Annotated in this window: 10 protein-coding genes; 8 read left to right on the top strand and 2 right to left on the bottom strand. The window is 70.2% G+C overall.

Annotation, left to right across the window (positions count from 1 at the left end; genetic code table 11):
• The first annotated feature begins 55 nt into the window (after positions 1–55).
• Entirely contained in the window at positions 56–1171 is a 1116-nt protein-coding gene (gene ald / locus VG296_RS29475; protein ID WP_325571716.1) for an alanine dehydrogenase, read from the top strand.
• 247 nt (positions 1172–1418) lie between these two features.
• Complete coding sequence (locus VG296_RS29470) at positions 1419–2366, top strand: ribose-phosphate pyrophosphokinase (protein ID WP_325571714.1); 948 nt, start codon at positions 1419–1421, stop codon at positions 2364–2366.
• Between the two features lie 300 nt (positions 2367–2666).
• Here the strand turns inward: VG296_RS29470 and VG296_RS29465 are convergent, their stop codons facing one another.
• Complete coding sequence (locus VG296_RS29465) at positions 2667–3635, bottom strand: hypothetical protein (protein WP_325571712.1); 969 nt, start codon at positions 3633–3635, stop codon at positions 2667–2669.
• 373 nt (positions 3636–4008) lie between these two features.
• Between VG296_RS29465 and VG296_RS29460 the strand changes: the two genes are divergently transcribed.
• The 5 genes from VG296_RS29460 (at position 4009) to VG296_RS29440 (ending at position 8813) form a co-directional block, all read left to right on the top strand.
• The gene (locus VG296_RS29460; RefSeq protein WP_414641150.1) at positions 4009–5028 is read left to right on the top strand and encodes a ParA family protein; all 1020 of its coding nucleotides are present in this window, start codon (positions 4009–4011) and stop codon (positions 5026–5028) included.
• Between the two features lie 2 nt (positions 5029–5030).
• Positions 5031–5456: a cobyrinic acid a,c-diamide synthase gene (locus VG296_RS29455; protein WP_325571775.1), complete on the top strand. Its 426-nt coding sequence runs from the start codon at positions 5031–5033 to the stop codon at positions 5454–5456.
• Positions 5457–5528: 72 nt separating this feature from the next.
• Complete coding sequence (locus tag VG296_RS29450) at positions 5529–6572, top strand: segregation and condensation protein A (protein ID WP_325571710.1); 1044 nt, start codon at positions 5529–5531, stop codon at positions 6570–6572.
• Positions 6569–8002 carry an SMC-Scp complex subunit ScpB gene (gene scpB / locus VG296_RS33325; RefSeq protein WP_325571708.1) on the top strand — a complete coding sequence of 478 codons (1434 nt, stop codon included), beginning with the start codon at positions 6569–6571 and terminating at the stop codon, positions 8000–8002. Before VG296_RS29450 ends, scpB begins: the two co-directional genes overlap by 4 nt.
• Before the next feature lie 49 nt (positions 8003–8051).
• A complete protein-coding gene (locus VG296_RS29440) occupies positions 8052–8813 on the top strand; it encodes a pseudouridine synthase (RefSeq protein ID WP_325571706.1) in 762 nt (253 codons plus the stop codon).
• 2 nt (positions 8814–8815) lie between these two features.
• Here the strand turns inward: VG296_RS29440 and VG296_RS29435 are convergent, their stop codons facing one another.
• The gene (locus tag VG296_RS29435) at positions 8816–9838 is read right to left on the bottom strand and encodes a GNAT family N-acetyltransferase (RefSeq protein WP_325571704.1); all 1023 of its coding nucleotides are present in this window, start codon (positions 9836–9838) and stop codon (positions 8816–8818) included.
• 101 nt (positions 9839–9939) lie between these two features.
• Between VG296_RS29435 and pepN the strand changes: the two genes are divergently transcribed.
• Positions 9940–12362 (top strand): aminopeptidase N (gene pepN / locus VG296_RS29430; protein ID WP_325571702.1); only part of this gene is annotated, 2423 nt, incomplete at its 3' end.

The following is a 12362-nucleotide window of genomic DNA, read 5'->3' as shown; positions in this document are numbered from 1 at the left end:
GGGACTACGCTCAGGGCAGATCCCTACCAGCTTCCCCCCTCTTGGACGGTTCGTCGTGAAGGTCGGAATTCCCCGAGAAGTCAAGAACCACGAGTACCGCGTGGCCATCACCCCGGCGGGCGTGCACGAGCTCGTCGAGCACGGGCACGAGGTGTACGTCGAGACGGACGCGGGCATCGGTTCCTCCATTCCGAACGAGGAATTCGCCGCGGCGGGGGCGACCCTGCTGCCGAGCGCGGACGAGGTGTGGGCCACCGGCGACCTGATCCTGAAGGTCAAGGAGCCGATCGCCTCCGAGTACCACCGGATGCGCGAGGACCAGACGCTGTTCACCTACCTGCACCTGGCCGCGTCCCGGGAGTGCACCGACGCGCTGCTCAAGGCGGGCACCACGGCGATCGCGTACGAGACGGTCCAGCTGCCGAACGGTGCGCTGCCGCTGCTCGCGCCGATGTCCGAGGTGGCCGGCCGGATCGCGCCGCAGGTGGGCGCGTACAACCTGATGAAGTTCTCGGGCGGGCGCGGCGTGCTGCCGGGCGGCGTGCCGGGCGTGGCCGCGGCCAAGTGCGTGGTCATCGGCGCCGGCGTGTCCGGCTGGCACGCGGCGACCATCGCGATCGGCATGGGCTTCGACGTGACCCTGCTCGACCGGGACATCAACAAGCTGCGCGAGGCCGACAAGGTCTTCGGCAACCGGGTCAAGACCATCGCCTCGAACAAGTACAACCTGGAGCGCGCCTGCCTGGAGGCCGACCTGGTGGTCGGCGCGGTGCTGATCCCGGGCGCCAAGGCGCCGAAGCTGGTGACCAACGAGCTCGTGTCCCGGATGAAGCAGGGCTCGGTGCTGGTGGACATCGCGATCGACCAGGGCGGCTGCTTCGAGGACTCGCGCCCGACCACGCACGCCGAGCCGACCTTCAAGGTGCACGAGTCGGTGTTCTACTGCGTGGCCAACATGCCGGGCGCGGTGGCCAACACCTCGACCTACGCGCTGACCAACGTCACCCTGCCGTACGCGGTGGAACTGGCGGACAAGGGCTGGCGCGACGCCTGCCGCACCGACCACGCGCTCGCCCTCGGCCTGAACACGCACCACGGCGAGCTGACCAACGCCCAGGTGGCCGAGGCCCACGGCCTCGAGCACCTGAAGCTGGACGAGTTGCTGGCTTAGCTTTCGCAGGCCCGCTGGCGCGACTGGCTGCGGTGAGTTCGGGTGAGGTTCCGAGGCAGTTGTACGGTCGGCTTTCTTAAGATGGACCTCATTGAAATGCCCAGGTGGCTGGGCCGCTGATGCACGCATGCCGGGCCGGCGGCTCCCACGGGCGCAAGTGAGACAGCCCGGTTCCGTGTGCGGCGGAGCCGGGCTGTCTCGTGCGAGGATCTAGCTGAGCTGCTCCCCCACCTGAAGGACGGACATCGTGCGTGACATCGCCGTGTTCAGCGGCAGTGCCCATCCCGAGCTGGCCGCTGAGGTCTGCGCGCACCTCGACGTGCCGTTGCATCCGATACGCGTGAGTCGCTTCTCCACCGACTGCCTGGAGGTGCAGCTGCAGGAGAGCTGCCGGGAGCGGGACGTGTTCCTGATCCAGCCGCTCGTCGCGCCGGTGCAGGAGAACCTGGTCGAGCTGCTGCTCATGGCGGACGCCGCGCGCGGAGCCTCGGCCGCGCGCACGACCGTCGTGATGCCGTACTTCGCGTATGCGCGCTCTGACAAGAAGGACGCGCCGCGCATCTCCATCGGCGCCCGGCTGGTCGCCGACCTGCTGGTCACGGCCGGGGCGAACCGCGTGCTCGCGATGGCCATGCACTCCCCGCAGGTGCACGGGTTCTTCAGCGTGCCGGTCGACCATCTGCACGCGCTGCGCGAGCTGGCCGCGTACTTCGGCCGGTACGACCTGGGCAACGCGGTGGTCGTCTCCCCCGACCTCGGCAACATCAAGGAGGCCGCGGCGTTCGGCCGGATGCTGGGGATCCCCGCGGCGGCCGGGGCGAAGGAGCGGTTCGCGGACGACCGGGTGGCGATCAGCTCGGTGATCGGCGACGTGGCCGGACGCGACGTGATCGTGCTCGACGACGAGATCGCCCGCGGCAGCACGGTTCTCGAACTGTTGGAGCGACTGCGCGAACTGAAGGTCAACTCAGTACGCGTCGCGTGCACGCACGGCCTGTTCGCCTCCGGCGCGCTCAAGCGGCTGAGCGACCAGCAGGACGTGGCGGAGATCGTCTGCACGAACACGGTGCCGGTCCCGGCCGGGGAGCGGACCGACAAGCTGACGGTGCTCTCCATCGCCCCGGCGCTGGCCGAGGCCATGCGCCGAATCCATAACGGAGAGTCCGTCAGCGAGCTTTTCCACGCCGCGAAATGACGGCGTGTCAGATCGGCGGCGTACGGAGCGGATAACGAAAAGCCCCGGATTCACTGGAATCCGGGGCTTTTCTGGGTGAGTCGATCAGTGGCTGAGCGGGTCACTGCCAGCTCGGCGGCTGCTGCTGACCCGGCTCGGGCTGCTGATCCTGCTGGGGGTCAGCTGGGTCACTGCCAGGTCGGCGGCTGCTGCTGACCCGGCTCAGGCTGCTGACCCTGCTGGGGCTCAGCGGATCACTGCCAGCTCGGCGGCTGCTGCTGACCCTGCTCAGGCTGCTGACCCTGCTGGAGCTCAGCCGGATCACTGCCAGCTCGGCGGCTGCTGCTGGCCCGGCTCGGGTTGCTGGCCCTGCTGGGGCTGCTGCTGCGGCTGGCCGCCGAACTGCGGGGGCTGGCCGTACTGCTGCTGGCCCTGCTGCGGGTATCCCTGCGGCTGAGGCTGCGGCTGCTGGCCGTAGTTCGGCTGCTGGGCGGGCTGCTGGCCGTACTGCGGCTGTTGCTGCTGCTGCGGATAGCCCTGCTGGGGCTGCTGCGGCTGGCCGTAGTCGTAGTTCTGCTGCGGCGCGGGCTGCCCGTACTGCGGCTGCTGCTGGCCCTGCTGGGGGTACCCCTGCTGCTGCTGAGGCTGCGGCTGGCCGTACTGCTGCTGCGGGTAGCCCTGCGGCTGCTGGCCGAACTGGTCCGGCTGACCGTACTGCTGCTGGCCGAACTGCTGCTGCGGGTAGCCGCCGAACTGACCGGGCTGCTGGTACCCGCCGAAGCCCCCCGCGGCGTCGGCGCCCTGACCGGCCATCAGCTGCGGCTGGCGGAGCGCCCAGACGCCGACGCCGACCACGGCGAGGCCGAGCAGCAGGCCCAGGTACGTGCCGAAGCTCGCGCCGGAGCTGACCCCGGTGGCGCCGCTCGGCGGCGACCAGTACGACATCCAGCGGATGATCACCAGCAGCGTGACGAGGCCGCCGACGCCCGCACCCACCTGGTAGAAGATCTTTCCGGGCAGCAGCTGCGGCGCGGCGAGCGCGCGGATGAGAGCGAGAGCGCCGAAGATCAGCAGGAGCAGCATGGGAATCCAGACCAGCGGTCCGGTGATGGTCCGCCCGACGTTGCCGTCCCCCACCGAGGCCGAGTTCCAGCCGTTGACCGTGAAGCTGACGCTGCCGTCCCCGCCCGACTCCGAGAAGCTCCACCAGGGCAGGAACGTCGAGATGATGGCGAGCAGACCGGCCGCCGCGAAGACCAGATCGGGTATCGCGATCTTACGCTGATTCACACTGGATCCCCTCCGTGAGCGATAAAGACGGCTTGAAGCATACGTTAAACGGCTTATCCGACGACGCAGTGGGCGTCGGCGTGTCGGCTCCGCGTGCCGAGGATGGTGACGCGACCTAGGCGACTTGTCGACAAATCAGCAACAGTCTCGGTGCATTAGCCCGCACGAGCGACCCTTCTTTGCTCTCATTGCCCCGGATTGTCTAGAGTCTGCCCAGGCCAGCCTGGGCAATACGCGGTCAGATTGACGAGTCGATAGGTCGACAATTGCACCCCGGGCGGTGGACACTAGGGCATGCGAGCGCAAGCGCACGCTGCGACGGACTGATTGAGTGGGGGGCTGGGAGGATGACCGGCAGGTGACTGATTCGACCATGGTGACGAGCGGTCAGGCCGAGGCCGGCCGGTGGGCCGGCGACGTCGAGATCGATGACCCGTACGGCATCGACGATGAACTGCGCTACGAGGACGGATTCGATCCGGATGCTGAAATAGAGCCGGACGCGGAGTACGCGGCCACCCTGGCCCCGGACCCGGCGACGCAGCGGCGCGAGCGGGTCGGCCCGACCGGCCGTCCGATGCCGCGCTTCCCGGCACCGCGGCCCGCGATGGAGCACGGCCCGGCGAAGATCATCGCCATGTGCAACCAGAAGGGCGGCGTGGGCAAGACCACCTCGACCATCAACCTGGGCGCGGCGCTGGCCGAGTACGGGCGCAAGGTGCTGCTGGTCGACTTCGACCCGCAGGGCGCGCTCTCGGTGGGCCTCGGGGTGAACCCGATGGAGCTGGACCGGACCGTCTACAACCTGCTCATGGAGCGGGGCGTGACGATCGAGGACATCCTGCTCAAGACGATCACCCCGGGCATGGACCTGCTGCCGAGCAACATCGACCTGTCGGCGGCCGAGGTCCAGCTGGTGACGGAGGTGGCGCGGGAGTCGGCGCTGTCCCGGGCCCTGAAGCCCGCGCTGAGCGAGTACGACTACGTCATCATCGACTGCCAGCCCTCGCTCGGCCTGCTCACCGTCAATGCCCTGACGGCGGCGAACAGCGTGATCGTGCCGCTGGAGTGCGAGTTCTTCGCGCTGCGCGGTGTGGCCCTGCTGACCGAGACGATCGAGAAGGTCCGGGAGCGGCTCAACCCCGATCTCGACCTCGACGGCATCCTGGCGACGATGTACGACGCGCGCACGGTGCACAGCCGGGAGGTGCTGGCGCGGGTGGTGCAGGCCTTCGGCGATCAGGTCTTCCACACCGTCATCGGGCGCACCGTCCGCTTCCCGGAGACCACGGTCGCCGGCGAGCCGATCACCTCCTACGCGTCGAGTTCGGTCGGCGCGGCCGCGTATCGCCAGCTGGCGAGGGAGGTGCTCGCGCGGTGCCCCGTCGCGTGAGGATGCCCGGGGCCGACGAGCTGTTCGGACGCGGCCCCGTGACGCTGGGCAACACGGCACGGCTGCGGGCCGTGCCGGATCCGGTCGAGGACGAGGACGACGTCGAGGAGCCGGACGCGCTGCGCGAGCCCCCCGCGCAGCGCGGCGCGCCGGGGGCTTCCCGGCTGCCGGTCGGCGGCGGCCAGCGGTCCGGCCGGGCCAGCGGCCGGGAGCGGCACGACGAGAAGATCACCGTCTACGTCTCGCCGGAGGAGCTGGTCGGCCTGGAACAGGCGCGGATCACGCTGCGCGCCGGGCACGGGCTGGCCGTGGACCGCGGCCGGATCGTGCGCGAGGCGGTGAACCTGGTGTTGGCCGACCTCAGCGAGCACGGCGAGGACTCCAGCCTCGTCCGGGTGCTGAGAACGGACTTCGCCGGCGACTACTAGCAGCTATCAGCATCGCGATCTTCCGGGCGTCGCGCGCCGAGGGTACGGCCCGCGCGTAATAGAGTTGATCGGGTGGAGCAGACGTTGGCCGAGGCCGTGGACCAGGACGCCGTGCAGGGGGCGGATACCGTGCCGCCCGAGCTCGGCGCGGGCCAGGGCGCCGAGGCTGACGTGGGCACTGCGGCTGACGCCGTCACAGACGCGGCGGCCGAGGAGTTCGACCCCAGCGTCTTCCGGGTCAAGCTCGCCGAGTTCGAGGGCCCGTTCGACCTGCTGCTCTCGCTGATCTCCAAGCACAAGCTGGACGTCACCACGCTCGCGCTCTCCCGGGTGACCGACGACTTCATCGCCTACATCCGGGGTCAGGGCCCTGATTGGGACCTGGACGCGGCCAGCGAGTTCCTGCTCATCGCGGCCACCCTGCTCGACCTGAAGGCGGCCCGGCTGCTGCCCGCCGCCGAGGTCGAGGACGAGGAGGACCTGGCGCTGCTGGAAGCGCGCGACCTGCTGTTCGCGCGGCTGCTGCAGTACCGGGCGTACAAGCAGGTGGCGGCCGTGCTCGCGGAGCGGTACGCGAAGGCCTCGCTGAGCCACCCCCGCTCCGTGCCGCTGGACGCCGAATTCCGGGACCTGCTGCCCGAACTCGTCCTCGCGCTCACCCCGGAGCAGTTCGCCAAGCTCGCGGTCAGGGCGATGACCCCGAAGATCCCGCCGACCGTCTCCATCGCGCACATCCACCAGATCCAGGTCTCGGTGCGCGAACAGGCGTCCCTGGTGGTGGAGAAGCTGCGCGTGCTGCGCATCGCCACATTCCAGCAGCTCGTCGAGGACGCCCCCGACACACTGCACGTGGTGGCCCGCTTCCTGGCGCTGCTCGAGCTCTTCCGCGAACGCGCGGTGGGCTTCGACCAGGACCAGTCCGAGGCGTACGCCGAGCTGACGGTCCGTTGGACCGGCGACGACGACGGCGATGTCGAGGTGGACGACGAGTTCGACGAGGGCGACGGCGTGCGCCCGCTCCCCGTCCCGGTCGACGGGGATGACAGGGACGACGGGAACAACGGGGCTGACGGGGATACCTCGGAAGAAAGCGATCAGGAGGACGACGAGACGTGACCGAGCAGCCGTTGGGCGGTGGCGCCGCGTTCTGGGCGGCGCGCGGAGTCCGGATCGAGCCGGAGGTCGCGGACGAGGATCTCGTCGAGGAGACCGCGGAGCCGCAAGCCGTCGAGGAGACGGAGGTCGTTGACGCGGCCGAGGAGCCGCAGGACGTCGAGGGATCCGCGGACGTCGAGGAAGTCGGGAACGGCGAGGACGGCGAGGACGGCGACGGAGCTAAGGAGGCTCCTGTCGTTCCGGGGGCTCGCGCGGCCGAAGAGGACTTCGAGGGGTCCGTGGAATCCGTGGTGGTTCCGGAGGCTCGCGCGGCTAAGGAGGCTGTCGAGGCGGTCCAGACCGTCGAGACCGAGCTGGAGCCTGCGGACGCGCCCAAGCCTAAGGCCGCCGAGGCCGAACCGGAGCCCGCAGAGGCGCCCGAACCCGAGGCCGTCAAGGCCGAACTGGAACCCGCGGACGCCCCCGAACCCGAGGCCGCCGAACCTCAGGCCGCCGAGACGGAACTGGAGCCCGCGGACGCGCCCGAGCCTGGGGCCGCCGAGACTGAGGCCGAGACCATCGAACCTGCGACCCCCGAGCCTGCCGCCCCCGAGACCGCGACCCGCGAGTCCGCGCCGCTGCCCGGCTTCCCGCAGCAGCGGACGGCCGACTCGTCGACTGGGGAACCGGCGTCGCACGAGGGACCGGAGTCGGGTGCGGAACCGGCATCGCCCGAGGAACCGGCATCGCCCGAGGAACCGGCGTCGCCCGAGGGACCGGAGTCGGCTGCGGAACCGGCGTCGGCTGCGGAACCGGCGTCGGCTGCGGAACATGGGTCGGGCGAGGAGCCTGGCTGGCAGCTGACCGGCGGAGAGCTCGCCGTGCCGCTGCCGCCGCTTAAGACGTGCATCGAGGCGGTCCTCATGGTCGTCGAGGAGCCGGTCAGCGTCGTTACCCTCGCGCAGGTGCTGGAGCGGCCCACCGCCGAGGTCGCCGAGGCGCTGACGGAGCTCGCGGAGGAATACACTGTCCTAGGGCGCGGCTTCGAGCTGCGCGAGGTGGGCCTCGGCGGCGACGGCGAACGCACCGGGTGGCGGGTCTACTCGCGGGCTGAGTGCGCGGCGGTGGTCGAGCGCTTCGTCCGGGACGGCCAGCAGGCCAAGCTCACCCAGGCTGCGCTGGAGACGCTCGCGGTCGTGGCGTACCGGCAGCCGGTGAGCCGGTCCAAGGTCTCCGCGATCCGCGGCGTGAACTGCGACGGAGTCATGCGCACACTGCTGGCGCGCGGCCTGGTCGAGGAGTACGGCAACGACCACGAGACCGGCGCGGTGCTCTACCAGACCACCGGGTTCTTCCTGGAGCGGATGGGCCTGAAGTCGCTGGACGAGCTGCCCGAACTGGCTCCGCTGCTACCGAGCGCGGCCGACGTGGACGTCGAGGACTTCGCCTGACCGGCCGGCGCCCCGCACTGTTTGACTGGACTTTTGGAGAGGCACGGAAATGGAACGGCGCAAGCCCGGGTTCGCTGACCCCAACGAGGAGGGCGTGCGCCTGCAGAAGGTGCTCGCGGCCGCGGGCATCGGCTCCCGCAGAGTGTGCGAGGAGATCATCGAGATGGGCCGGGTCACGGTCGACGGCAAGAAGGTGACCTCGCAGGGCATGCGGGTCAAGCCGGAGAGAGCCGTCATCCACGTGGACGGCCTGCGCATCTCCTCGGCCCCGGACTCCTTCTACGTGGCCTTCAACAAGCCGCAGGGCGTGCTGTCCGCGATGCACGACCCCGAGGGCCGGCAGACCGTCGGCGACTACGTGGCCGACCGCGGCCAGCGGCTGTTCCACGTCGGCCGGCTCGACGCCGAGACCGAGGGCCTGATCCTGCTGATGAACGACGGCGAGCTCGCCAACCGGCTCGCGCACCCGTCCTTCGGCGTGCAGAAGACGTACCTGGCCCGGGTCGAGGGCGTCATCCCGCGCGACCTCGGCAAGCGGCTGCGCGAGGGCGTGGAGCTGGAGGACGGCTTCGCCCGGGTCGACTCCTTCAAGATGGTCGACGCCGTCGGCAAGAACGCCCTCGTCGAGGTCGTCATCCACGAGGGCCGCAAGCACATCGTGCGCCGCCTGCTCGCCGAGGTCGGCTTCCCGGTCAACCGCCTCGTGCGCACCCACTTCGGCCCGATCGCCCTCGGCGACCAGCGCCCCGGCAAGGTCCGCAACCTGAACCAGCAGGAGATCGGCGCCCTGTACAAGGCCGTAGGCCTCTGAGATCAGGCCTCGAACTTTCTGTTGTAGTACACGTACTTTCGCCGCACGACGAAGCCGCTGCGCTCGTAGACGCCGAGCGCGCCGGTGGAGTTCTCCGCGTCCACGCCGAGGCTTTGGGTGGCGAAGTCCTCCTTGCGGGCCGCGCGGACCACGTGGGCGATCAGGGCGGAGGCCACGCCGCGGCCGCGGTGTTCGCGGCGGGTGCCGACGATGTTCAGATGCAGGTCGCGCCCGCCTGCGGCGGCGTCGTCGTCGTCGTCGGCGGGGACGTGGCTGCAGATCACGTAGCCGGCGATGGCGCCGTTCACGGGGTCGCGAAGCAGGAAGCTGAGATCGCGGCGGATCTTGTCCTGGGAGATCCAGGCCCGCCAGGCGTCGGCGGGCCACGGCGTGGCCCTGAAGTGCTCGCGGAAGATCTCGTTGTGCGCGAGCCGCAACTCCTCCGCGACGGACGGCGTGTAGGGCTCGACCTCGAGCCCCTCGGGTAGCTCGGTGTCAGGGTCGGGGGCGTCGGCGGGGCGGCTCATTTCGAAGGTCCAGCGGATCGGGGTGAACCCCTCGTGCGCGAACAGTTCGTGCGCGGCGGTGTTGGTTTCGGGCAAGCGCACGGACAGCTCGAGCGGCTTTCCGGGGAAGTAGTGCTCGTGGATACGCGGCGCGAGATCCTTCTGCCAGCGCACGAGTCGGGTGCCGATGCCGCGGCCGCGGTAGTCGGGGTGCACGCAGCCGTCCGACTGCATCCAGTGCGCGGGCTCCGCCGACCCCTGGCGCTGCACCCAGGCCATCGCGACGAGGCGGTCGCCGTCGAACACGCCCTGGAAGTCCTCGAAGCCCGCGCCGGAGCCGGAACCCGACTGAGAGCCGGAACTCGGCCTGGACGCGGAGAGCGGATGGTTCAGGTGGTAGCGGAACGCCGCCTCGTCGGCTCGGTGGCTGCTTCCGTCGGCGTCGGCCGTCGCGCCGGTGAGCGCGGCGTAGGCGGAGGCGTCGCCGTCAACGAGCGGGCGCTGCGTGAATTCGTTCATGTGAGCGAGCCTAAACCCGTCGATTGACAGCTGCGCACGCAATACCCCCGCGCCTATGCTGGCATCCGTATCCACACCGCCGACCGGCTAAGGAACAGTGCATGCCCATCGCAGAGATCACCCGCACCGAGTCCGCAGAACGGGCGCGACTGCTGCGGGTCGATACCTACCATGTCTCGCTCGACCTCACCCAGGGCGAGCAGACCTTCCGGTCCACCTCGGTGATCCGCTTCGCCGCGGCCGACGGCGCCGCGACGTACGCCGACCTCGTCGCGGATACGGTGCACGAGATCACCCTCAACGGCCGCGCGGTCGACCCCGCCGCGGCGTACGCGGACGGCCGGATCGCGCTGGACGGCCTGCGGGCGGAGAACAACGAGCTGCGGGTGGTCGCCTCCTGCGCCTACAGCACCGACGGCGGCGGCCTCGGCCGGTACGTGGACTCGGCCGACGGCAGGGTGTACACGTACTCGAACTGCGAGCCCTCGGACGCCCGGCGGATCTACGCGAACTTCGAGCAGCCCGACCTCAAGGCCGTCTTCCACCTCGAGGTCACCGCCTCCGCCGACTGGACCGTGCTGGCCAACACGCCGACGCCGGAACCGGAGCCGGTCGACGGGGCCGAAGGCGCGGCGCGCTGGACCTTCCCGGCCACCGAGCGGCTGTCCACGTACCTGATCTGCATCGCCGCGGGCGAGTACACGGTGGTGCGCGGCTCGCACACCACCCGGCGCGGCCAGGCGGTCCCGTTCGAGCTCGCCGCCCGCGCGTCGCTGGCCGAGCACCTCGAGCCGGCCGAGATGTTCGAGATCACCGGGCAGGGCCTGGACTTCTTCACCGAACTGTTCGACTGCGACTTCCCGTATCCGAAGTACGGCCAGATCTTCGTGCCCGAATTCCGGGCCGGGGCGATGGAGAACCCGGGCCTGGTCACCTTCAGCGAGCAGCTGATCTTCCGCTCGAAGGTCACCGACAACCGCTACGAGCTGCGGGCCATGGTCATCCTGCACGAGATGGCGCACATGTGGTTCGGCGACTACGTCACCATGAAGTGGTGGGGCGACCTGTGGCTCAACGAGTCCTTCGCCGAGTTCTCCGGCACCTTCGCCTCGGCCGAGGCCACCCGGTTCACGGACGCCTGGACGACGTTCATCAACAGCCGTAAGACCTGGGGCTACGCGCAGGACCAGCTGCCGTCCACGCACCCGATCTCGGCCGACGTGGAGACCCTCAGCGAGGCGATCGCGAACTTCGACGGGATCAGCTACGCCAAGGGCGCCTCGGTGCTCAAGGCCCTGGTCGCGTACGTCGGGCGGGAGAACTTCTTCGCCGGGCTGCGCGCGTACTTCGCCGAGAACGCGTGGGGCAACGCCACGCTCGGCGACCTGCTCGAGAAGCTGGAGCAGGCCTCCGGCCGGGACCTGTCGGACTGGTCGAAGGCCTGGCTGGAGACCGCGGGGCCCAACACGCTCGGCTCGGAGTTCGAGCTCGACGCGGACGGCCGGTACGCCTCGTTCGCGGTGCTGCAGGGCGCGCCGGAGCAGTACCCGCACCTGCGGCCGCACCACATCGCGATCGGCCTGTACAACCGGGTCGACGGCGCTCTCGTGCGCACGCACCGGGTGGAGCTGGACGTGACCGGCGCACGCACCGAGGTGCCCGAGTTCGTCGGCATCAAGCAGCCGGATCTGGTGCTGCTCAACGACGACGACCTGTCGTTCGCGCTGATCGAGTTCGACGGGCGGTCGCTGGCCACGCTGACGGAGTCGATCGGCGAGTTCGCCGAGTCGCTGCCGCGCGCGCTGTCCTGGTGCGCCGCGATGAACATGACGAGCCAGGCGCGGCTCTCGGTCCCGGCGTTCATCGAGATGCTGACGCGGGGCATGGCGCGCGAGGACTCGATCTCGGTGCTGCAGACGCTGCTGGCCACCGGGACCCGGACGATGCGCGGCCTGGCCGAGCCGACGTGGATCCCGACGGGCAAGGCGCAGCTGGCCGGGGCGGGCCTCGAGCTGCTGCGGGAGGCCGAGCCGGGCAGCGACCGCCAGCTGACCTGGGCTCAGCTCGTCGCGGGTCTGGCCACCACGCCGGAGCAGCTCGCGTACGCCAAGGGCCTGCTCGGCGGCGAGATCGAGCTACCCGGCCTGACCGTGGACACGGACCTGCGCTGGTCGCTGGTGCGGCGGCTGGCCTCGGTGGGCGAGATCGGCGACGCCGAGATCGACGCGGAGCTGGAGCGCGACGCCACCGACCAGGGCAGGAACCACGCCCTGGGAGCCCGCGCGGCCATCCCGGACGCCGCGCACAAGGCCGAGGCCTGGCGGCTGCTGACGGAGACCGAGCTCGGCCCCGAGGGGGTCATGAGCCTGTCCGACGGCTTCGGCATCGGCGAGCAGGCCGAACTGACCAGGGGCTACGTCGACGCGTACTTCGAGGTGCTGCCGAAGCTGTGGGCCGAGCGCCCCGAGCAGATGCGCAAGCTGCTCGTCGCGCAGCTGTTCCCGCACACGGCGGCCTCCGAGGA

This window comes from Actinospica sp., assembly GCF_035552695.1.
Classification (GTDB): domain Bacteria; phylum Actinomycetota; class Actinomycetes; order Streptomycetales; family Catenulisporaceae; genus Actinospica.
The sequence above is the reverse complement of the archived record's forward strand: the minus strand, read 5'-3'. Positions and strand labels throughout refer to the sequence as shown.